19 protein-coding genes are annotated in these 22,278 nt (G+C 33.0%); 16 read left to right on the top strand and 3 right to left on the bottom strand.

The window, feature by feature from the left end:
* The first annotated feature begins 104 nt into the window (after positions 1–104).
* The 7 genes from FQU21_RS05075 to FQU21_RS05045 all read left to right on the top strand — a co-directional run bounded on the left by FQU21_RS05075 (position 105) and on the right by FQU21_RS05045 (position 7,636).
* Positions 105–1,052 (top strand): isopenicillin N synthase family dioxygenase, encoded by a 948-nt coding sequence (locus tag FQU21_RS05075; protein ID WP_147676904.1) that lies wholly within the window; start codon positions 105–107, stop codon positions 1,050–1,052.
* Positions 1,053–1,123: 71 nt separating this feature from the next.
* Entirely contained in the window at positions 1,124–1,453 is a 330-nt protein-coding gene (locus FQU21_RS05070) for a translation initiation factor (protein ID WP_147676903.1), read from the top strand.
* 4 nt (positions 1,454–1,457) lie between these two features.
* The gene (locus tag FQU21_RS05065; protein ID WP_147676902.1) at positions 1,458–2,402 is read left to right on the top strand and encodes a DUF1835 domain-containing protein; all 945 of its coding nucleotides are present in this window, start codon (positions 1,458–1,460) and stop codon (positions 2,400–2,402) included.
* Positions 2,392–3,267, top strand: a complete 876-nt coding sequence (locus FQU21_RS05060; protein WP_147676901.1) for a nucleoside phosphorylase — start codon at positions 2,392–2,394, stop codon at positions 3,265–3,267. The genes FQU21_RS05065 and FQU21_RS05060 overlap by 11 nt, the downstream gene beginning before the upstream one ends.
* A 12-nt stretch (positions 3,268–3,279) precedes the next feature.
* Entirely contained in the window at positions 3,280–4,134 is an 855-nt protein-coding gene (locus FQU21_RS05055; RefSeq protein ID WP_147676900.1) for a substrate-binding domain-containing protein, read from the top strand.
* Positions 4,135–4,136: 2 nt separating this feature from the next.
* Positions 4,137–5,168 (top strand): TlpA family protein disulfide reductase, encoded by a 1,032-nt coding sequence (locus tag FQU21_RS05050; protein WP_147676899.1) that lies wholly within the window; start codon positions 4,137–4,139, stop codon positions 5,166–5,168.
* A 50-nt stretch (positions 5,169–5,218) separates the two neighbouring features.
* A complete protein-coding gene (locus FQU21_RS05045; RefSeq protein ID WP_147676898.1) occupies positions 5,219–7,636 on the top strand; it encodes a zinc-dependent metalloprotease in 2,418 nt (805 codons plus the stop codon).
* An 87-nt stretch (positions 7,637–7,723) separates the two neighbouring features.
* Here FQU21_RS05045 and FQU21_RS05040 read toward each other — a convergent pair whose 3' ends face one another.
* Entirely contained in the window at positions 7,724–9,274 is a 1,551-nt protein-coding gene (locus FQU21_RS05040; RefSeq protein WP_147676897.1) for an NAD(P)H-hydrate dehydratase, read from the bottom strand.
* A 342-nt stretch (positions 9,275–9,616) separates the two neighbouring features.
* Here FQU21_RS05040 and thrA point away from each other — a divergent pair, with 342 nt between their 5' ends.
* The 4 genes from thrA (at position 9,617) to thrC (ending at position 14,868) form a co-directional block, all read left to right on the top strand.
* On the top strand, positions 9,617–12,064 hold the full coding sequence (gene thrA, locus FQU21_RS05035; RefSeq protein ID WP_147676896.1) for a bifunctional aspartate kinase/homoserine dehydrogenase I: 2,448 nt from the start codon (positions 9,617–9,619) through the stop codon (positions 12,062–12,064).
* An 85-nt stretch (positions 12,065–12,149) separates the two neighbouring features.
* Entirely contained in the window at positions 12,150–13,070 is a 921-nt protein-coding gene (locus FQU21_RS05030) for a homoserine kinase (protein WP_147676895.1), read from the top strand.
* Positions 13,071–13,143: 73 nt separating this feature from the next.
* Positions 13,144–13,500 (top strand): four helix bundle protein, encoded by a 357-nt coding sequence (locus tag FQU21_RS05025; RefSeq protein ID WP_147676894.1) that lies wholly within the window; start codon positions 13,144–13,146, stop codon positions 13,498–13,500.
* Positions 13,501–13,575: 75 nt separating this feature from the next.
* Entirely contained in the window at positions 13,576–14,868 is a 1,293-nt protein-coding gene (gene thrC / locus FQU21_RS05020; protein ID WP_147676893.1) for a threonine synthase, read from the top strand.
* Positions 14,869–14,931: 63 nt separating this feature from the next.
* Here the strand turns inward: thrC and FQU21_RS05015 are convergent, their stop codons facing one another.
* Positions 14,932–16,668, bottom strand: a complete 1,737-nt coding sequence (locus FQU21_RS05015; protein WP_147676892.1) for a hybrid sensor histidine kinase/response regulator — start codon at positions 16,666–16,668, stop codon at positions 14,932–14,934.
* Positions 16,669–16,898: 230 nt separating this feature from the next.
* Between FQU21_RS05015 and gcvT the strand changes: the two genes are divergently transcribed.
* The 5 genes from gcvT to FQU21_RS04990 all read left to right on the top strand — a co-directional run bounded on the left by gcvT (position 16,899) and on the right by FQU21_RS04990 (position 20,978).
* On the top strand, positions 16,899–17,978 hold the full coding sequence (gene gcvT / locus FQU21_RS05010; RefSeq protein ID WP_147676891.1) for a glycine cleavage system aminomethyltransferase GcvT: 1,080 nt from the start codon (positions 16,899–16,901) through the stop codon (positions 17,976–17,978).
* A gap of 3 nt (positions 17,979–17,981) precedes the next feature.
* Positions 17,982–18,896, top strand: coding sequence for a glutaminase (locus FQU21_RS05005; RefSeq protein ID WP_147676890.1), 915 nt, complete (start codon positions 17,982–17,984; stop codon positions 18,894–18,896).
* 30 nt (positions 18,897–18,926) lie between these two features.
* The gene (locus FQU21_RS05000; protein ID WP_147676889.1) at positions 18,927–19,760 is read left to right on the top strand and encodes a sugar nucleotide-binding protein; all 834 of its coding nucleotides are present in this window, start codon (positions 18,927–18,929) and stop codon (positions 19,758–19,760) included.
* Positions 19,761–19,814: 54 nt separating this feature from the next.
* Positions 19,815–20,111: a 4a-hydroxytetrahydrobiopterin dehydratase gene (locus FQU21_RS04995; RefSeq protein ID WP_147676947.1), complete on the top strand. Its 297-nt coding sequence runs from the start codon at positions 19,815–19,817 to the stop codon at positions 20,109–20,111.
* Between the two features lie 147 nt (positions 20,112–20,258).
* Positions 20,259–20,978 carry a YebC/PmpR family DNA-binding transcriptional regulator gene (locus FQU21_RS04990; protein ID WP_147676888.1) on the top strand — a complete coding sequence of 240 codons (720 nt, stop codon included), beginning with the start codon at positions 20,259–20,261 and terminating at the stop codon, positions 20,976–20,978.
* A 253-nt stretch (positions 20,979–21,231) separates the two neighbouring features.
* Here the strand turns inward: FQU21_RS04990 and FQU21_RS04985 are convergent, their stop codons facing one another.
* Positions 21,232–21,978, bottom strand: coding sequence for an NYN domain-containing protein (locus FQU21_RS04985; RefSeq protein ID WP_147676887.1), 747 nt, complete (start codon positions 21,976–21,978; stop codon positions 21,232–21,234).
* Between the last annotated feature and the right edge of the window lie 300 nt (positions 21,979–22,278).

The following is a 22,278-nucleotide window of genomic DNA, read 5'->3' as shown; positions in this document are numbered from 1 at the left end:
TTACGCCTTGTTTTATAAATAGCTTAATTATGAAGGAAAATCGTGTTTATCAAACTCACTAATGTTTTTGTACATTTGTAATACGACTAATAAATTAATATATAATGAGCATAATACCTAGCGTTAATTTAAAAGATTTTACTTCGGGTAGTAAACATAAAAAACAACAATTTGTAGATGCTATAGGTAAAGCCTATGAAGACATTGGATTTGTGGCACTAAAAGGTCATTTTCTAGATGATGTGCTTGTAAAAAATTTATACGAACAAGTAAAAAGCTTTTTCGACTTACCTACTGAAACTAAAAAAAAATACGAAATTCCTGGTATTGGAGGACAACGGGGTTATGTATCCTTCGGAAAAGAAAGTGCTAAAGGAAAAAAAGAAGGCGATTTAAAAGAGTTTTGGCATTTTGGACAATATGTTGATGATAATGACGCATTAAAAGCCGAATATCCAGATAATGTTATTGTTAAGGAACTTCCTGAATTTAATAAAACAGGACAAGAAACCTATAAAATGCTAGAGAAAACGGCGAAGTATGTACTCCGTGCATTAGCATTGCATTTAAATTTAGAGGAAACGTATTTCGATAATTATATACACAACGGAAACTCCATTTTGCGCCCAATACATTATCCTCCAATAACGGAAGAACCTAAAGAGGCCGTGCGTGCCGCTGCTCATGGAGATATTAATTTAATTACACTTTTAATGGGGGCTCAAGGTCGGGGGCTACAAGTGCAGAACCATAAAGGCGAATGGATTGATGCCATTGCCGAAGCTGATGAATTAATGATTAATGTTGGCGATATGCTCTCTAGGCATACCAATAATAAGCTAAAATCTACCATACACCGTGTTGTAAATCCTCCTAAAGAACTTTGGGGCACTTCACGCTACTCAATTCCATTTTTTATGCATCCAATTAGTGCCATGGAATTAGATGTTTTAGATAGTTGTATAGATGAAAATAATCCAAAACAATTTGATGATATTACGGCTGGTGAATTTTTAACCGAGCGCTTAATAGAGCTTGGGCTTAAAAAATAATTACTGCTCGTAATTTAATACAATAAACCAAAATTAAACCCCTACTTAATATTGTAACTGATACTTAAACCATGGATTTACAAGACCAACTAAAAAACTTATTTCCAGATCATGTTGAGGAAGAATCAACTGAAAGTGAACAAAAAGCCTCTGATATATGGATGCAAGATGATCCTATTTTATGCAAATACGAAAAACGAAAAGGTAAGCCTATCACTATTTTAGAAGGCTATACTGGAGCTACTAAAGATTTTAAAACCTTAGCTAAAGACATTAAAACAAAACTTAGTGTTGGTGGAAGTTTTAAGGATGATAAAATTATTATCCAAGGTGATTACAGGGATAAAATTATGGCTATGTTAAAAGCAAAGGGCTTTAACGTAAAACGAGTTGGAGGATAACTCTATGGACAAACAAGTTTTACATATCACTAATGGTGGGCGTGTTACCTCACGTTTAAATGAATTAGAAATTGAAGGCGAGCGATTAACATGGCAAGAAATAATTTGCGAAGGTCCTACTTTAGAACAAATATACAAACAAGATTTTATAGACTTTAGATGTAAATTTCTTAATGATTTTTATAATATCGACCTAGATTTAAACCAAGTAGATACAGAGGTTAAAAAGCTTGAAGATGCCAACAACAAATATTATAAAATTGTTTTATGGTTTGAATATCATCTATTTTGCCATATGAATATGATTGCGGTTATTAACCTGTTACATGAACTAAAAATTAATATCCCCATTTATATAGTTTCTAGCGGGCGTACTAAAGGAAGTAAAACCTTTAAAACCCTAATAGAATTAAGCCGTAACCAGTTTTTAAATCTTTATAAAAACCCCATACTTTTGCCTCTTAAAGATATTGATTTAATTACAACAATTTGGGGCATTTACTGTGGAAAAGATCATAACCTGTTAAAACCTTTCATTGTAAAAAGTTCTAGTTTTGAATATTTAAGCAACTGCTTAAAAGCTCATTTGGAACGCTTTCCTAATTCGGAAGATGGCTTAAATATTTTAGAGCGTAACATTTTAAAAATAATAAAAAATAACGCTATAAAATCTAAACATCATTTGCTAGGCTATGCGGTTAATTATCAAGGTTATTATGGTTATACAGAACTTCAATTAATAAGAATTATAGATAAATTAAATATTTTCTATTCAGAAGAAGAACATAGCCTAACCCTTAATAGAAAAGGCCATGAGGCACTTTTAGGACAGCGTAATTTTTCAGCTGAACTCGATAATCAAATGATCTATGGAGGTGTTAAAAAACATGATTTTCAGTTTAATAAAAAACTAAATAAATTAGTAAAAACGGTATCAAATGCCAATTAAAGAATCCGAACTTATATTAAACCCCGACGGTAGCGTATATCATCTCAATTTGAGACCCGAGAACATTGCAAAAACCATCATATTTGTTGGAGACCCCGATCGTGTTTCTAAAATAACAGCACATTTCGATTCTATAGAGTTTACAACCCATAAACGAGAATTTAAAACCCAAACAGGACATTATAAAGGCAAACGATTAACAGTGATTTCTACGGGGATTGGTGCAGATAATATCGATATTGTTTTAAACGAATTAGATGCATTAGTAAATATTAATTTAGAAAGCAGAACGATTAATAAAGCATTGGAAAGTCTCGATATTATCAGAATTGGAACATCGGGATCCTTACAAAGTGATATTCCTGTAGATTCGTTTTTAATGAGTTCTCACGGGATGGACATTAACGGCATGCTTCATTCATATAAAACAGAAAATATATCGCATCCAGACATTGAAAATGCTTTTATTAAGCAAACCAACTGGCACCCAAATAAAGCGCGACCAATTGTTATAGAACATAGTAAAGATTTAGCTGAAAGATTCCAAGATGGAGGTCAAACACTTTTTCAAGGCATAACAGTAACGGCAAACGGGTTTTATGGCCCACAAGGTCGAGTTCTTCGTTTGGGGCTTCAAGATTCAGAATTAAATTCAAAAATTGATGCTTTCAAATTTAAAGATTTCCGCATTACTAATCTCGAAATGGAAACGTCGGCTATTTATGGTTTATCAAAACTATTAGGGCATCGCGCCGTATCACTAAATGCCATTATTGCCAATCGGGCAAACGGTACGTTTAGCAAAGACCCCGAGCAAATTATTAATAATTTAATTCAATTTTCTCTTAATAAGATTATTGAATAGCAAGTCATAAACATGAAAAAAGTAACTATTGGAGGTGTACCAGAGCACTTTAATTTAGCTTGGTATTTAACCCTAAAAAACGGTGAGTATAAAGACCAAAATATCAATTTACGTTGGGAAGATTATTATGGAGGAACCGGTGCCATGTGCAAAGCTTTACGGAATAGCGAAATCGATATTGCCGTAATACTTACCGAAGGTATTGTAAAAGATATTATTGACGGAAACCCAAGTAAAATAGTACAAACTTTTGTAAAAACACCGTTAAATTGGGGCGTTCACGTAGCTCAAAACTCCACGTATCAAACCGTTGAGGATTTAAAAGGCACCAAAGCAGCCATTAGTCGTTATGGTTCGGGCTCGCATTTAATGGCTTATATAAACGCACAAAATAATAATTGGGATTTAGAAAAAGATCTTGATTTTGAAGTCATTAAAAATCTTGACGGCGCTGTGGAAGGTTTAACCAACGGAACAGCCGATTACTTTTTATGGGAAAAATTCACAACAAAACCCTTAGTAGATCGCGGTGTTTTTAGACGAATTGATAATTGCCCATCCCCATGGCCCTGTTTTGTTATTGCAGTTCGAGAAGATTTTATTAAAAATAATGAAGCTGAATTAAAAACAATTCTTGAAATTATAAATAATACCACTTCAGAATTTAAAGATATTCCTTCTATTGATAAAACCATTGCAAACCGTTACGAACAACAATTAAACGATGTTCAAGATTGGTTAAGTATAACCGAATGGTCTCAAGAATTAATAGATAAAGATACATTAAATCACGTGCAAAAAGAATTATTCGCACTAAACATTATTCCTGAAATCGTGGACTATAACAAACTTACCCATAAACTTTAAATATGAAAATATATATACTAGCCGTATTAGCTTTAGCCATTTTAGCTTGCGAATCGAAGCCAAAAAACTATGTTACGCTTACAGGAAACGTTTTAAATTCCAATCCAACTAAAACAATAACCATACTAAATAGAGAAGGTTATAAAAAAGAAATAAAAGTAAATGCAGACGGTACTTTTTCTGACACATTAAATGTAAAAGAAGGTCAGTATATGTTTACTGATGGCAATGAATATGCCAATATTTATCTGAAAAATAATAACACTACCACTTTAAATTTTGATGCTGATAAATTTAATGAAACCTTAATTTTTTCAGGAAATGATGCTGACAAGAATAATTTTTATATTGAAAATATAAGGCTACAAGAACAATATTTAACCGAAGATTTAATGTCGAAATCTGAAGAAGATTTTGATAAAGCCTTTACCGATTTAAAAACGGCTTATACTGAGTTAAAGTCTACTAAAACAGGGTTAGACGATGCTTTTTTTCAGACGATAGATACTGAATTTGAAAATATGTATAAAGTTTACAAAAGATATCATAATGAAAAACATGCCTTGCTAAAAATACTTCCAAAAGGCTCCCCTTCACCTGATTTTAAAGATTATGAAAATTATAATGGTGGCAGCACATCGCTTTCAGATTTAAAAGGAAAATATACTTATTTCGATATTTGGGCTACTTGGTGCGGTCCCTGTAAAGTTGAAATTCCGCATTTAAAAGCATTAGAAAAACAATACCATGGAAAAAACATACAGTTTGTAAGTATTTCGGTTGATGATGCTGGTAGAAGCGGTAGTTTTGAAAAAGCGAAATTAGATTGGAAACAAATGATTGCCGATAAAAACATGGGAGGTATTCAATTATTTTCAGATAGTGGTTGGCGTTCCGATTTTATACAAGCTTACCAAATAAAAGGTATTCCTCGGTTTATATTAATAGATCCAAATGGAGATATCATTAGTCCCGATGCCCCTCGCCCATCCAATCCCGAACTTATCAAGTTATTTAATTCATTAAACATATAAAATAACTCGACATACTTAAAATTCATTTTTAACCAATCATCTTAATTTCTATGAAAAAACTATGGACTTTTACCCTATTACTATCGTTCTTTTTCTCAATTAGCATTAAAGCACAACGCAAAAGCAAAAAAAAGAAAGATGAAACCGAACTCGTATCAAAAAAAGAAAAACAAACAAACTATTCCGATTATGTAACTCAAACAACCAATACCGACGAGGGCTTATTTAAAGTTCACCAAACGAAAGATCATTTCTATTATGAAATTCCCGATAGCCTTCTAAACAGAGAGTTTTTAATGGTAACACGTATAAAAAAGTTACCTTCAGGTTTTGGAGGTGGTTATTTAAATGCGGGCTCCAAAATTAAAACTCAAGTATTAGTTTGGGAACAGTATAAAAATAAAATTTTACTTAAAATAAAGTCGTATAACGCCATAGCTAATGATTCACTTCCTATAGCTTTATCCGTAAAATCTAATAATTTAGAACCTGTTTTATACGCCTTCGATATAGAGGCTAAAACTCCAGATTCTACAGCAACTTTAATTGATGTTACCAAATTTTTCTCGACCGATATAAAAGGTATTAGTGCGATAAATAGTAAAAATAGAGAAACCTATAAGATTAAAAAATTAGATCCCTCTCGAAGTTTTATAAACACGATAAAAAGTTTTCCGAAAAATATTGAAGTTGTTCAAGATTTTACGTTTGAAGCTGGGGCTCCTTCTAGTGTAAGTGAGGCTAATACCATTACTATTAGAGCCAACCAATCTATGATTTTATTACCCAAAAAACCCATGATGCCTAGAATATTAGATAAAAGAGTGGGGTATTTTTCTATAAAAACTATAGATTACAATTCAGAAAAGTTAAAATCTGAAAATAAAACATTTATAAAAAGGTGGCGATTAGAACCTAAAGATAAAGCGGCCTATTTTAGAGGAGAATTAGTAGAACCTGTAAAGCCTATTATTTATTATTTAGACCCTGCTACACCAGAAAAACTGCGAAAATATATTAAGCAAGGCGTCGAGGATTGGCAAAAAGTATTTGAAACTGCTGGTTTTAAAAATGCCATTTTTGCAAAATACCCTCCAACAAAGGAAGAAGACCCAGAGTTTAGTATGGAAGATATTCGCTATTCCTCCATTCGATATGTTGCTAGCACTACTAGAAACGCCATAGGCCCATCGGTTGAAGATCCACGTTCTGGTGAAATTATTGAAAGTGATATTATTTGGTACCATAACCATTTACGATCGTATAGAAACAGATATTTAATAGAAACAGGTGCAGCAAATCCTAAAGCCAGAACATTAGACACGCCCGACGAGGAAATTGGAGAAATGATGCGTATGGTCATTACTCACGAAGTAGGACATGCTTTAGGCTTGCCTCATAATATGGCAGCCAGCTATGCCTACCCTGTAGACTCACTTCGTTCGGGAGCTTTCACTCAAAAATATGGTATTGCAACCACCATAATGGACTACGCCCGTTATAATTATGTAGCGCAACCAGGTGATAAAAACATTCGGTTTGTTAGACAATTAGGTCCTTATGACCATTATGCTATTAATTGGGGATACCGCCAAATTGAACATGCCAATACACCTGAAGCAGAAATACCGACCCTAGATAAATGGATTGAAGAAAAAGGAAACGACCCCATCTACAGATTTGGCGCCCAACGTTTTGATCCTTCTGCCCAAACCGAAGGTATTGGTAACGATCAAATTAAAGCGAGTGATTATGGAGTTCAAAATTTAAAAATTGTTGCAAAAAATTTAAAAAATTGGACATCGGATCAAACTAATAATTATGACGATTTAAAAGAACTATATGGAGAATTGTTAAGCGTTTGGAGTCGGTATTCTGGACATGTTGCAGGAACAATTGGTGGTGTTTTTGAGTATAATAAAAAGCCTAATCAATCTGGAGAAGTTTATAAACCGAGTGATAAATTATATCAACGAAGAGCTATAAAATGGTTAAACACTAATGTATTTGAAACTCAAGATTGGCTATGGGATAAAAATATATTAACCTATATATATCCTTCAAAACACACCGAACGTGTTTTAAAGTATCAAAATAGAATGTTAAACACTATACTTGGAGAAAGTACTCTAGAACGTATGATAAATTCTGTAGTTTATTCTAACGATGTATACACACCAACACAGATGATTAAAGATCTAAGAAAAGGTATATTTTCTGAAATAAATAAAAAAACAAATGTAGATGTTTATAGAAGAAATTTACAAAAAGCTTATATTAAAAAGTTAGGAAACTTGCTTAATTCTAAATCTATAGACTCAGACATTAATGCCATTGCCCGTGGCGAATTAAATCAATTAAAATACCAACTCTCAACCGCTAGCAATTATTCTATTAATAGTATAAGTAAATATCATTATAAGGATTGCAAAGCAACAATCGATCTGCTTTTAAATCCAAAAAGTTAGGACTATTAAAATAGTTATAGAAGAAAACTAAAAGCCCATTCCGACAAAAGTTAGAATGGGCTTTTTTTAGAATTATCGTTTTAGTTGTTATTTTTCTGGTTCAGTTTCAACTTGCTCTGGTTGTTCGGGGAGTTTAAATAAATCGATAAAAGCTTCACCCAAGTAATCAATAACATGGCTGGCATTCAAACCTTGATAACTGTAGTTCTCAACAGCAATATCCGCAGCTTTTCCATGTAAATACACTCCAAAAATAGCAGCCACAACCGGATGATATCCTTGAGAAATTAATCCTGTAATTATTCCCGTTAGCACATCGCCACTTCCTGCTGTTGCCAATCCCGGATTTCCTGTGGTATTAATATATAAGGTATCATCAAAAATAGTAATACTATTCGCGCCTTTAATAATAACAATCACTTTATATTCATTAGAAAATGCCTTCACTTTTTCCAATTTATCAAAGTCATTTTCCCAAGAACCAATAAGACGTTCTAATTCTTTTGGGTGTGGTGTTAAAACGGTTTCTGGGGGTAATAATTTTAATAAGTTCTTCTTTTTAGAAAGTATATTAATCCCGTCGGCATCAATAACTAAAGGCTTTTTATTGGTTTTTAAAAAGGCTTCAAATGCTTTTTGAGTTTTCGAAGACGTTCCCAAACCAATTCCAATACCAATCACCGTAGGTTCAAAATCGACATTAATGGTTGTTATTTTTTCTTCATCGGTATCTGTAAGCACCATCACTTCAGGTATTGCCGTTTGTAATATGTTATAGCCACATTTAGGAATAAAAGCTGTAACCAATCCAGCACCAACAGAAAGTGTGGCTCGACTAGCTAAAGACACCGCGCCTATTTTTCCGTAGCTACCACCAATAACCAACGCATGTCCAAATTGACCTTTGTGTGAAAACTTATCGCGTTGAATATAGTTTGGTAATACTTCATTTTTACCAATTAATTGAACATCGGTTTGTGTTGTCGCCAAAAACTCTGGATCTAAACCAATATCCAAAACTTCCCATTGTACCGTATATTTTGCGGTTTCGGGTAAAAAGAAAACTAATTTAGGTGAAGCAAAACTAAGCGTGTACCCCGCATGAACAACGGCATCTTCATCGGTAACCGCCTTATTTGTAAAAAGTCCCGATGGAAGATCAACAGATAAAGTAAAAGCTTTTGAGGCTCTAAAATGGATAAATAAGTTTTTTACCCAATCTGTAATAGGTCTATTTAATCCTATTCCAAAAACGCAATCTACTATAATATCTTCAGGATTAATAGCAGGAAAATCTTCGGCACAACTTAAAAGTGTTGGCCAATTTTTAGTCACATTTTTAATACGATCGTAATTAATTAAAAAATCTTTCGATCGTTTATCACTACAGTTAACCACATAAGTATGAACATTATAACCCGCTAAAATTAAGTGTCGTGCTAAAACTAAACCATCGCCTCCATTATTACCAATACCGCAAAATACATTTATGGGCACTTGCGCCCCCTGCATTCGTAAATCCATCCAATTAAAAATTTGGCTCCCTGCACGCTCCATTAAATCGGTTGATGAAATTTGTTGTTTTTCGCCTGTTATTCTATCCCCTTCGTAAATTTGTTCTTTTGAAAATATTTTCATGAATGTTTTATTAATGATTTTTCAATTCTTATGAAACTTTGTCATTTATTTTCTATGAAATATGAAACTAGATAAGAATTCTATAAAAAATTTATTTTAGTTTTTTTATAAAGCTAAAAGTAATACTTTTGGAACATATTATATAACTATAATGATTCAATTAAACCAAAATACTAAAGCAACAATTTCTTTTTCTACAAAAGGAACGGCTATTATTTTTGGTACCACTACAAAAATGACAACCCTTTGGGGTTGCTAATTATATATTCTTCGGGCAATTTTTGCGGTAATTTAAATCGCATAATCACACATATTTTTTTTAATTTTTCAATTCATTAAAACATGAAAGTTTTAAAATTTGGAGGAACTTCAGTAGGTTCTTCAAAAAACATAAATAAAGTTATCGATATTTTAGAGAATTATGGCAAAACAGATGCCGTAGTTTGTGTAGTTTCAGCAGTTGGCGGTATTACAGATAAATTACTTATAACTGGAAAACAAGCGCAAAACAAAGATATTAGCTATAAAGACACGCTAAATTTGATAAAGGATATTCATTTTAACATTATAAATGAATTAAATTTAGGCAACGGTGAAAAAATCACTCAGGTGGTTGATAAAGAATTTACAGAGCTAGAAGATTTACTAAACGGAATCTACTTAATAAATGAATTATCGCCTAAAACTTCTGATAAATTAGTGAGTTTTGGTGAAAAACTATCCTCTTTTATTATTGCAGAAACCATGAAAAATCGTGGATTTTCGGCAGATAGAAAAAATTCGCAAGAGTTGGTAATAACGAATTCTAACTTTACAAAAGCAGAAGTCGATTTTAAAGTTACCGATGCTAATATTCAAGATTACTTTAAATCGACTCCTCAAAACATTACTATTTTACCTGGTTTTGTGGCAAAATCTAAATTAGGCGAGCAAACAACGCTTGGTCGTGGTGGATCAGATTTTACTGCCGCTATTGTTGCTGCGGCGTTAAAAGTCGATCAATTAGAAATCTGGACCGATGTTAGCGGTATGTTTACTACCAACCCAAAAATGGTAAAACAGGCCTACCCTATTTCAAAAATTTCCTATCAAGAAGCGATGGAATTATCGCATTTTGGCGCTAAAGTATTGTACCCACCAACAGTGCAGCCGGTATTAAGTTTAGGCATTCCTATTCATATTAAAAACACCATGGCACCTAATGATGTTGGGACTATCATTTCAAATGAAAAAACTCAGGAAATGACGCCTGTAAAAGGGATTAGCAATATTAGTAATATTGCTTTATTGACTTTACAAGGTAGTGGTATGGTTGGTATTCCAGGGTTTTCAAGACGTTTGTTTGAAACACTTTCTCAGGAAAAAATCAATATTATTATGATTACGCAGGCATCATCCGAGCATTCTATTTGCTTAGGAATTGATGAAAAAGAAGCTGCTCTAGCTCAAGAAGCTATTGATGCTACTTTTGAGAATGAAATTGCGCTACAGAAAATAGATCCAATTATTGTTGAAACTGGGCTTTCTATTATTGCGCTTGTTGGTGATAATATGAAAAATCATCAAGGTATTAGTGGGAAAATGTTTAGTACTTTAGGTAAAAACAATATTAATATTCGTGCTATTGCTCAAGGGGCTTCAGAAAAAAATATCTCGGCTGTAATTGCAGAAAGTGATGTTAAAAAAGCTTTGAATACATTACACGAGCAGTTTTTTGAATCGAAAACAAAACAACTTAATGTATTTATTACTGGTGTTGGAAATGTTGGCGAGCGCTTAGTGGAACAAATTAAACAACAAAAGAAATATTTAAAGGACAATCTTAAAATTAATCTTCGTGTTGCTGGATTATCTAATTCCAGAAAAATGATTTTTAATGAAGAAGGGATCGATTTAAAAGACTGGAAAAGTCAATTAGATGAAAACGGTGAACAAGCGAGCTTAAAAGGCTTTTTCGAAAACACTAAAGCTTTAAATTTACGTAACAGTATTTTTGTAGATGTTACTGCAAATGCTGATGTTGCCAATTTATATGCCGATTATTTAAGACAAAGTATTGGGGTTGTTGCATGTAATAAAATTGCGTGCTCTAGTGATTATAAAAACTATAAATTATTAAAAGAATTATCATTAAAATATAACGCGCCTTACCTATTTGAAACGAATGTTGGTGCCGGTTTGCCAATCATCGATACCCTAAATAATTTAATGGCTTCGGGAGATAAAGTGAATTCTATCCAAGCCGTTTTATCGGGAAGTTTAAACTTTGTATTTAACAATTTTACAGATGAAACTAAGTTTTACGATATTGTTAAACAAGCTGGTGCTGAAGGTTATACAGAGCCTGACCCAAGAATTGATTTAAGTGGTGTAGATGTTGCCAGAAAAATTTTAATTCTTGCTAGAGAAAGTGGTGTTGAAATGAATTTAGAAGATATTGAAAATGCTTCATTCTTATCGGAAGCTGGATTAAAAAGTGATACGGTTGCTGATTTTTATGAAACTTTAATTGAAGATGAAGCACATTACCAAGCCTTATACGCTTCCGCGAAAGCGAACAATTGTCAGCTAAAATATGTGGCGCAATTTAATGAAGGCAAAGCAAGCGTAGGCCTACAAGAAATTCCTGAAGGACACCCGTTTTATAATTTAGAAGGCAGTGATAATATTGTGATGTTTTACACACAACGTTACCCAAAACAACCGATGATCATTAAAGGTGCTGGTGCCGGAGCCGATGTTACCGCATCTGGTTTATTTGCCGATATTATTAGAGTTGGGAATAATTAAAAACAAGACCGAAGACTAAAGAGAAAAGAACAGAGATACCAGTCTATTTTCTTTTCTCTTTCATCTATTTTCTAAAAAATAATTAATGAACGAAATAAAAATATTTTCACCGGCAACCGTTGCCAATGTATCTTGCGGATTCGATGTTTTAGGATTTTGCTTGGATAGTGTTGGCGACGATATGGTGATTAGAAAAACGGATAAAAAAGGAATCTACATCACTAAAATAGAGGGTTTCGATTTACCTTTTGAAACGGAATTAAATGTTGCTGGTGTTTCCGCACTAGCCATGTATAATGCTATAGATGTCGATTTTGGTTTTGAAATTGAAATTTATAAAAACATAAAACCTGGAAGTGGTATTGGAAGTAGCGCCGCAAGTGCTGTTGGAAGTGTTTTTGGAATGAATGAGCTTTTAGGGCGTCCGTTTAATAAAACACAATTAACAGCATTTGCTATAAAAGGAGAAGCCATTGCTAGTAAATGCGAACATGCAGATAACCTAGCTCCTGCTCTCTTTGGAGGATTTACTTTAGTGAAAAGTATTAATCCGGTTCAAATTTTAGAAATTCCTGCGCCAAGCGCAATTTGTGCCACTATAATTCACCCTCAAATTGAAATAAAAACATCGGAATCTCGTGCGGTACTTCCTAAAGAAGTTGCCCTTGCCGATGCTATTACACAATGGGCTAATGTGGGAAGTTTGGTTCATGCATTACATACTAGTGATTATGATTTAATTCAAAATTCATTGCAAGATGTTATTGTAGAACCACACAGAAGCAAACTCATTCCTCATTATGATGACGTAAAAAAAGCATCATTAGCAGCAGGATCTTTAGGTTGTGGTATTTCTGGATCTGGACCTTCTATCTTTTCATTGAGTAAAGGACTAGAAACAGCAAATAAAGTAAAAGAAGCCATTCATAAAGTATATGCAGAAACAGGTATAGAATTTGATATTCACGTTTCTAAAATTAATACAGAAGGTGTTAAAATAGTTTAGAAAAAAGACAGAAGCGAGATGACGGGTGACAGAAGAAGGATTGTTTAGAGTATTTAGATAAAACTTTAACAGTATGGAAAAATTCAAATTTGAAAAGCTAATTATTTGGCAAAAAGCCATGGATTTTGGTGAAGAAATAAATGAAATTTCAAAGCGTTTTCCTGATAAAGAAAAGTTTAATTTATCTTCTCAAATTTGTAGAGCCTCAGATTCTATTGCATTAAATATTGCAGAAGGTTCTATTGGTCAATCGAATCCTGAACAAAGAAAATTTATAGGCTATTCAATTCGGTCTTTGGCCGAAGTGGTAACCTGTTTATTCAAAGCAAAAAGAAGAGCATATATTACGGAATCCATTTTTTTACAATTATATAATGAAGCTTATCATATAATAAATATGATGAGTGCTTTTAGAAAAAATATTAAATAACATCCCGATAGACAGTTGGGGTTTCCGTTCAAGCTTCGGTCAACGGTCATCTGTCTTCGATTATATTACAAAACCATGAACTACTACTCATTAAACAAACAAGCAGCAAACACATCGTTTAAAGATGCGGTTATAAAAGGATTAGCTCCGGATAAAGGTTTATACTTCCCAGAAAGTATTACGCCCTTACCACAATCATTTTTCGATAATATAGATAATTTATCACATACTGAAATTGCTTTTGAAGCTATAAAACAATTTGTTTCGCCAGAAATTCCTGAAAACGTATTAAAAACTATAGTTGAAGAAACTTTAGCATTCGATTTCCCTGTGGTTCAGCTTAATGAAAATATATCAACTTTAGAATTATTTCACGGGCCAACCATGGCATTTAAAGATGTTGGTGCCCGATTTATGGCACGCTGTTTAGGGTATTTCAATAAAGACAACACCAATGAAGTTACTGTTTTAGTTGCAACTTCAGGTGATACTGGAGGTGCGGTTGCTAACGGATTTTTAGGAGTGAAAGGTGTGAATGTGGTTATACTTTACCCGAGTGGAAAAGTGAGCGATATTCAAGAAATGCAATTGACTACGCTTGGTCAAAACATAAAAGCTCTTGAAGTAAACGGCACGTTTGATGATTGCCAAGCTATGGTAAAAACTGCTTTTTTAGATGAAACTTTAACAAGTAAAATGCAGTTAACCTCGGCAAACTCTATTAATGTAGCGCGCTGGTTGCCACAATTATTCTATTTTATGTTTGCGTATAAACAGCTTCATAATAAACATGAAAACATTGTGTTTTCTGTCCCTAGTGGGAATTTCGGAAATGTTTGTGCTGGAATGATGGCGCAACAATTAGGCTTACCAATCAAACATTTTATAGCTTCTAACAACGAAAATAATGTGGTTACTCGCTATTTAGATTCTGAAAAATACGAACCAAAACCATCGGTGCAAACCATAAGTAATGCTATGGATGTTGGAGCTCCTAGTAATTTTATCCGTATTCAAGAGATTTATAAAAATAATTTTGAAGGCTTAAAAGAAAATTTATCGTCTTATAGTTTTACCGATGATGAAACTCGTGAGGCTATGCTAGAAATTTATAATGACTGTAAATATGTTGCAGATCCGCACGGGGCTGTTGGATATTTAGGTTCTAAAGCTTATTTAAAAGAAAACTCGAATGCACATTGTGTGTTTTTAGAAACGGCACATCCTACTAAATTTTTAGATGTTGTTGAGGAGGTTATAAAAGAAAAACAACCTTTACCAGAGCAAATACAGTCTGTTATGGGAAGAGAAAAAGTAGCTGTTGAAATTTCAACTTATAATGATTTAAAAGATTTTTTATTGAAGTAATTAAACAACATATCATCCTTAATAAAAGCATTGTTAAATACATTTTGTACTAGCAATGCTTTTTTATAACACGCGCTCTTTAGTGTTCTTTTTTAAAATGGTATGCAATTCTTTTTTACTAAAAGGTTTTGAAAGAATATCATCAAATCCTAAATCGTCCAGTTTTTTTAAAATTTCAGCACTAGGCATATTGGCCGTAAACGCAACAACTACAACATCGGGTCTTAGTCTTTTAATATGCTTAATTGCTTTAAAACCATTCATTTGAGGCATTTCTAAATCTAAAAGCACTAAATCAATATCATTGTGCTGTTTTATTTTGTCTATGGCTTCAATGCCATTTGCCCCTTCATATATTTTATAAACATGGTTAACCAAAAGTTTTTTTGCATACATCATACTTACCATATTATCCTCAACGATTAACACAGTAGAATTTAATGAAAAATCAGTATTATTACAATCTTCTTTAACTGTATTCTTAGGAGCTAATACCGTTTGCTCTAGGTTTAAAGTAAATTGAAAACGAGTGCCTTCATTTAACTTGCTATATACTTTTATATGAGAATGCATAGCTTCAATTATCGACTTAGAAATAGCTAAGCCTAAGCCCGTTCCTCCATAAATTGGCTTGTGTTCGCTTTGAATTTGGCGAAAACTCTCAAATACCTTGTTTAAATTATTGGGTGCAATTCCTATTCCTGTATCATTAACTGTAATGGTAACTATTACCCCACCTTTACTTAAATTAATAACCTTGGCCGAGAACGTAATTTCACCTTGTTCGGTAAACTTTATTGCATTGGAGAGCAAATTATAAATTACTTGAGCTAAACGTTTTTCATCCACATTAACAACTATCCCTTTCAATTTAGGATCGACATAAGAATATAGTTCTAAATTTTTTTCTTCCGCATTACTAATAAAAGGAATAGTTATTTTTACTAAAAAATCATAAAGCACTTTTGGTTCATTACATAATTCGAACCTCCCCGATTCAATTTTATGTATATCCAACATGTCATTTACCAATAAAAGCATATTATTATTACAATGCTCTAAAATTTGAAAGTATTTTTTGTTTGGTGTTTCAGCCGTATCATTTCCAAGAATTAATTGCGTTACTCCATTTATACTATTTATTTGCGTACGTAATTCGTGTCCTAAATTTGATAGAACTCGTGTTCGCCGCTCTTTTTCATTTTCGGCGAATTCTTTATCATTATAAATTTTATTTATAACCAATTTATTATGGCTAAGAGCTTGTAGAGAAAACATCATAATAAGAACAAAATTAATAGATGAATTCAGAATAAACCGATAATGCACTTGCTCTTTATTGAGCTCCTCATAATAATTAGAATACATTGGGGAAATAATAAAGGAAATAAGCAAAAATAAAATAATTAAAAAATAAAGTATATTAGTTTGCTTATTAAAATAAGTTTCTCGTCGAATAACATAAGGTAATGAAAAAAGAAACCCTAATTGAAACCAGTAATAACCCGACATTAAACCTTCAAGATAAGACATAGCCACAGTAGCACTACCTAAACATGTAAAAACAATATATGGACCAAATATATAACTACGCTTTATAAGAAAGAGATAAACACTCACTAAAAACCCTAATAAAGAAAATAAGCAAACAAAACCTGAAGCCATAAAACCATTATAAAAACTAATATATACATAATACATATTAACTGTAATGGCAAAAAAATAGATCCCAATACCCAGCATAAAAAAACTATTACGCATGAGATCTTTAAGTTTACGAGTTTCTGCTTTTTTTGGCATTTGGATATAAAATTCTATACAAAAAACGGATAAAAAGCATGATATGCAAGTTAAATAAATTATTTTTTATGTTTTTTTAATACTCACCTATTAAAAATAGCCTTTATCAATTGGTATATTTAACTAAAACATAACATAACCTAAATAAAACAAGTTAAGACTAAAGTTGTTTAAAACTAAATCTATATTTTTTCAATACATTTGTTTGCTTAAAAATAGAATAACAAAATATGAAAAACACTGCCTTAACTAAAACTCATGAAGCTCTAGGAGCAAAAATGGTCCCTTTTGCTGGATATAATATGCCTGTACAATATGAAGGTGTAAATATTGAACACCAAACCGTACGCCAAGGTGTAGGTGTTTTTGATGTATCACACATGGGGGAATTTTTAATTGAAGGAGATCAAGCTTTAAATTTAATTCAAAAAGTATCTAGTAATGATGCTTCTAAATTAACCATTGGAAAAGCACAATATAGCTGTTTGCCTAATGATCACGGCGGTATTGTAGACGATTTAATTATCTATAAAATTAAAGATGAAACGTACCTGTTGGTTGTAAACGCCAGTAACATTGAAAAAGATTGGAATTGGATTCTGTCTAAAAATGATGTTGGAGCAGAAATGAAAAATTTAAGTGAAGATTATTCATTATTAGCCATTCAAGGGCCAAAAGCTATTGAAGCAATGCAATCTTTAACCAGTCATGATTTAGCAGCTATTAAATTTTACAATTTCGTTGTTGGAGATTTTGCTGGTATAGAAAACGTCATTATTTCTGCTACGGGTTATACAGGAAGCGGTGGTTTCGAAATTTATTGCAAAAACACCGAAGTAAAACAAGTTTGGGATAACGTTTTTAAGGCTGGAGCCGACTATGGAATCAAACCAATAGGTTTAGCGGCTCGTGATACCTTACGTTTAGAAATGGGTTATTGCCTTTACGGAAATGATATTGATGACACCACCTCGCCTATTGAAGCTGGCTTAAGTTGGATTACTAAATTCACTAAAGATTTTACAAATTCTGAAGCCTTAAAGGCTGAAAAAGAACGTGGATCGGAAAGAAAACTTATTGCTTTCGAATTGGACGAACGTGGCATCCCGCGTCACGATTATGATATCGTTGATGCTAATGGAAACAAAATTGGCGTAGTAACCTCTGGAACCATGTCGCCAAGCTTAGGAAAAGGTATTGGTTTAGGTTATGTACCAACCGTTTTTGCTGATGTAAATAGCAAAATATATATTCAAATTAGAAAGAAAGCCATCCCTGCAACGGTAGTTAAATTACCGTTTTACAAATAATATATGCCAGATTTTCAAGCTATTTTAGAAACTATTTATCAAAACGCATTGCAGGCTCCCGATAAAGGGACTGTGGCAACTTATATCCCAGAATTAGCTCACATTAGTCAGGATAATTTTGGGATTCATTTGCGTACTTCCGACGGGAAGTCTTATGGTGTTGGTCATTTTAATAAACCATTTTCAATACAAAGTATTTCTAAAGTTTTAGCGCTTTCTAAAGCGATGTCGTTAATAGGTGAAAGTATATGGAAGCGTATCGATGTAGAGCCTTCTGGTCACCCATTTAATCAATTGGCTTTGTTAGAAATTGAAAATGGTATCCCAAGAAATCCGTTTATTAATTCCGGAGCCATTGTTATCGCCGATATTTTACTTTCAAATTTAAAGCATCCTAAAAGTGATTTTTTAAATTATGTTCGCGATTTAACCAATGATAATACTATTGAATATAATGAAGCCGTTGCGCATTCTGAAAAAATGACAGGCTTTAAAAATTATGCCGCTGCTAATCTTTTAAAATCGTTTAAAAATTTAGAAAATCCGGTAGATGATGTTTTAGATTTCTATTTTCATCAATGTTCCTTAGAAATGACTTGCGGCCAGCTTACAAAAACCTTCTCGTTTTTGGCAAATCAAGGCACCTGTATGTTAAATAAAACACGGCTTAGCGAGTCTCAAGTAAAACGTATAAACGCCTTAATGCTCACTTGTGGGTTTTACGATGAAGCCGGAGAATTTGCATTCGAAGTTGGTTTGCCTGGAAAATCTGGAGTTGGCGGTGGTATTGTAGCGCTTTTACCGCATCATTTTACCATTGCTACTTGGGCTCCCGGGCTTAACAAAAAAGGAAATTCCAAGCTTGGCATGTTGGCATTAGAAGCTTTTACTAGCCAAACTAAATTATCCATATTTTAAAGGTGTTTCTATTATAAGTTTGATTTATGTATGATAAAAAGGGAAAGCAAACATAGAGTTCTAATTTTAGGAGTGAGTGGCTTTTTAGGAAATGCCATTTACAAGGAGCTTTTTCCCTATTTTAGAACCTATGGTACCTATAATACCTCAAACAAAACCTTAGAAAAAAATCATCAGTTTTTTCAATATAATTTTGAAGAAGATGATATTTTCGAAATTTTAGAGATTGTAAAACCAACCATTATTATTTCGGCGCTCAGAGGCGATTTTTCAAAGCAAGTCCTACTCCATCAACATATTGCCGAATATTTGTTATCGGTAAATGCGAAACTCATCTTTTTATCGTCGGCAAACGTTTTCGATGCTTATAGCAAATACCCGAGTTATGAGCAAGATAAAACCTTAAGCCATAGTATTTACGGCCATTTCAAAATAAAAATTGAAAATATGCTCATGCGGTTACCAAAAAAGAAAGTTGCTGTTATTAGGTTGCCCATGGTTTTTGGTTTACACTCGCCTCGAATTAACGAAATCCTTCAGCTTATTAGTCTTAATGAAGCTATTGAAGTTTTCCCTAATTTAGTCATGAACGTAACTTCTTATGATAAATTAACCCAACAAATTCATTACATTATTAACCGAAATAAATCGGGGATTTTTCATTTAGGAAGCAATGATTTAGTGCATCACGACGATTTTATAAAAGAAATAGTTGAAGCACTTCATTTACAACAAAAAGTGAAATACAAACAGGTTTTCACTACTAATGATGAGCGCTATTTAGCCGTTTTACCAAAATTCAATAAGTTGCCAAAACACTTACAATTGGTAAGTGAAGACCTATTATTAGAATTACAAAAATGAACCCAATTATCAATAAATAATCACTAATTTAGTATCTTAAAACAGATAAAAATGATGCTTAAACTTACCGAAGACGATATAGAAAAAAGATTACTTCAATTTCCAGATTGGGAGTATTACGAAAATGCCATTCATGCAGAATTTGAATTCGACAATTTTAAAGATTGCTTTAGCGCGATGAGCCGTATTGCCTTTGAATGCGAAGCTTTAGACCACCATCCAGATTGGAGTAATGTGTATAATGTTCTAAATATTACATTATCTACTCATGATAGTGACGGGGTTACAGCTAAAGATTTTAAATTAGCAAAAGCTATAGATAGCATTGTTGTTCCAGAAGACGAGGAATAATTTGTATTTCTGCCTAAGGTTTTTAACTTTGCGCTATTAAAAAAAGTACACACGTTTTCGCTCTCGCGGAAATATAATAATAACAACGTGGTTAATTTCTCTATAAACAAGACCAATTAATGCCACAACAACTAAAAGAATGTAATTATGGGAAGAGCTTTTGAATTTAGAAAAGCAAGAAAAATGAAACGTTGGTCTGCCATGAGCAAAGCCTTTACACGTATAGGTAAAGATATTGTTATGGCTGTAAAAGAAGGTGGTCCCGATCCTGCTAGTAATTCCCGTTTACGTGCGGTAATACAAAATGCGAAGTCGGTAAACATGCCAAAGGATAATGTGGAGCGCGCGATTAAAAAAGCGAGTGAAAAAGGCCAAGGCGATTATAAAGAAGTCATTTTTGAAGGATACGCACCTCACGGTATTGCGGTTTTAGTTGAAACCGCAACCGATAATAATACAAGAACTGTGGCCAATGTACGAAGCTATTTTAATAAATGTGATGGCAGTTTAGGTACATCGGGATCGGTGGTTTTTATGTTCGATCATACTTGTAATTTTAGAATTAATGCTGAAGGACTAGATCCTGAAGAGTTAGAGCTAGAATTTATAGATTTTGGAGCTGAAGAAGTTTTTGCCGACGATGATGGCATTTTAATTTACGCCCCTTTTGAAAGCTTTGGAGCTATTCAAGCCGAATTAGAATCTCGTGATATTGAAATTTTATCTTCTGGATTTGAGCGTATCCCACAAGTAACAAAACCATTGTCTGCTGAAGACGCTGCCGATGTTGAAAAACTTTTAGAAAAACTTGAAGAAGATGACGATGTACAAAACGTATATCACACCATGGAGGAAACATCGGAATAACAAATTACCAATGATTTAAAAGAGAGCTTAATGGCTCTCTTTTTTTTTATGAAATCTGATTAACTTTACGGATTACTTTAAAATTAAACATAACTTATGTTTTAATTATATAAATTTTAAAACATATTTAAAAACATATGAAAGCTGTTTTGTTTAATATAATTTATGTTCATCTTTCTAAAGAACAACCTGCATAGCTCTCAAGCGAGAGTAATAAATAATATTTATTGTTAAATTTAAATGCCTTAAAAAGCTACTTATTTTTCACATAAATAAGTTTAAACCGGCCATTAGTTTGGTCGCGTTGTTCCATTTCAAATTGTGGTAAGGATTTAAACAAAGGTGTTAATTTTTGAAAACCAAAATTTCTAGAATCGAAGTTTGGTTGTTTTTTTAAGATTAAAGACCCTACATCGCCAAGAAAAGCCCAACCATCATCGTCTGCGGCGTCATCCACAGAGTTTTTAAGAAGTTTAATTACTTTGGGCGTAATGCTGTATAAATTTTCTTTTTTAGGCTTCGCTCCTTTTTTTCCCTTATTAGTATCTTCATCTTCATCATTATCCTTTGCTAGGATTTCTAGATAGATAAATTTATCACAAGCGACAATAAATGGGTTAGGCGTTTTCTGTTCTCCCATACCGTAAACTACCATACCAGCTTCACGTAATCGGGTGGCTAACTTGGTAAAATCGCTATCGGAAGACACGAGGCAAAATCCATTTACTTTTTCGGAATACAAAATATCCATGGCATCGATAATCATGGCAGAATCTGTGGCATTTTTACCGGTGGTATATCCGTATTGTTGAATTGGTGTTATGGCATTTTCGAGGAGTACATTTTTCCATTTTGAAAGATATGGATTGGTCCAATCGCCATAAATCCTTTTTATTGTTGGTGTTCCGTATTTGGCTATTTCTTCCATCATTTCAGAAATGTACTTTGATGGTATGTTGTCGCCGTCTATTAAAACGGCTATTTTTGTGTCTTTAATCATAATGACTAAAGATATAAAAAATAATAGATTCTAAATTTTCTTATCAGTGTTTTTTAATACTTAATTGGCAAAAAGTAAGGTCATTTTTGATTGGTTTTATCGATTGCAGATATACCGCGTTAGGGATTGGAGCATTGTTGGAGCTCTTTTTGTGTTGTTGCACCTATTGCAACACAAAAAAGCGACTGCGGAAAGCCCGACCCTTGGGGAACGCCCAAATTAGTTATAATTAAGTGATTTAATTTATGTTTAGTTTTTGTAAACTTTAGCACATAAAAAAAAGCTAAATCTTTTTACAGA

This window comes from Algibacter pacificus (assembly GCF_008033385.1).
Taxonomy (GTDB): Bacteria; Bacteroidota; Bacteroidia; order Flavobacteriales; family Flavobacteriaceae; genus Algibacter; species Algibacter pacificus.
Note: the sequence above shows the minus strand (reverse complement) of the source record. Positions and strands in the feature narration are given on the sequence as shown.

Coding starts and splice junctions, on each gene's coding strand:
- FQU21_RS05075 (WP_147676904.1), top strand. CDS start 105: ATGAGCATAATACCTAGCGTTAATTTAAAAGATTTTACTTCGGGTAGT.
- FQU21_RS05070 (WP_147676903.1), top strand. CDS start 1,124: ATGGATTTACAAGACCAACTAAAAAACTTATTTCCAGATCATGTTGAG.
- FQU21_RS05065 (WP_147676902.1), top strand. CDS start 1,458: ATGGACAAACAAGTTTTACATATCACTAATGGTGGGCGTGTTACCTCA.
- FQU21_RS05060 (WP_147676901.1), top strand. CDS start 2,392: ATGCCAATTAAAGAATCCGAACTTATATTAAACCCCGACGGTAGCGTA.
- FQU21_RS05055 (WP_147676900.1), top strand. CDS start 3,280: ATGAAAAAAGTAACTATTGGAGGTGTACCAGAGCACTTTAATTTAGCT.
- FQU21_RS05050 (WP_147676899.1), top strand. CDS start 4,137: ATGAAAATATATATACTAGCCGTATTAGCTTTAGCCATTTTAGCTTGC.
- FQU21_RS05045 (WP_147676898.1), top strand. CDS start 5,219: ATGAAAAAACTATGGACTTTTACCCTATTACTATCGTTCTTTTTCTCA.
- FQU21_RS05040 (WP_147676897.1), bottom strand. CDS start 9,274: ATGAAAATATTTTCAAAAGAACAAATTTACGAAGGGGATAGAATAACA.
- thrA (WP_147676896.1), top strand. CDS start 9,617: ATGAAAGTTTTAAAATTTGGAGGAACTTCAGTAGGTTCTTCAAAAAAC.
- FQU21_RS05030 (WP_147676895.1), top strand. CDS start 12,150: ATGAACGAAATAAAAATATTTTCACCGGCAACCGTTGCCAATGTATCT.
- FQU21_RS05025 (WP_147676894.1), top strand. CDS start 13,144: ATGGAAAAATTCAAATTTGAAAAGCTAATTATTTGGCAAAAAGCCATG.
- thrC (WP_147676893.1), top strand. CDS start 13,576: ATGAACTACTACTCATTAAACAAACAAGCAGCAAACACATCGTTTAAA.
- FQU21_RS05015 (WP_147676892.1), bottom strand. CDS start 16,668: ATGCCAAAAAAAGCAGAAACTCGTAAACTTAAAGATCTCATGCGTAAT.
- gcvT (WP_147676891.1), top strand. CDS start 16,899: ATGAAAAACACTGCCTTAACTAAAACTCATGAAGCTCTAGGAGCAAAA.
- FQU21_RS05005 (WP_147676890.1), top strand. CDS start 17,982: ATGCCAGATTTTCAAGCTATTTTAGAAACTATTTATCAAAACGCATTG.
- FQU21_RS05000 (WP_147676889.1), top strand. CDS start 18,927: ATGATAAAAAGGGAAAGCAAACATAGAGTTCTAATTTTAGGAGTGAGT.
- FQU21_RS04995 (WP_147676947.1), top strand. CDS start 19,815: ATGCTTAAACTTACCGAAGACGATATAGAAAAAAGATTACTTCAATTT.
- FQU21_RS04990 (WP_147676888.1), top strand. CDS start 20,259: ATGGGAAGAGCTTTTGAATTTAGAAAAGCAAGAAAAATGAAACGTTGG.
- FQU21_RS04985 (WP_147676887.1), bottom strand. CDS start 21,978: ATGATTAAAGACACAAAAATAGCCGTTTTAATAGACGGCGACAACATA.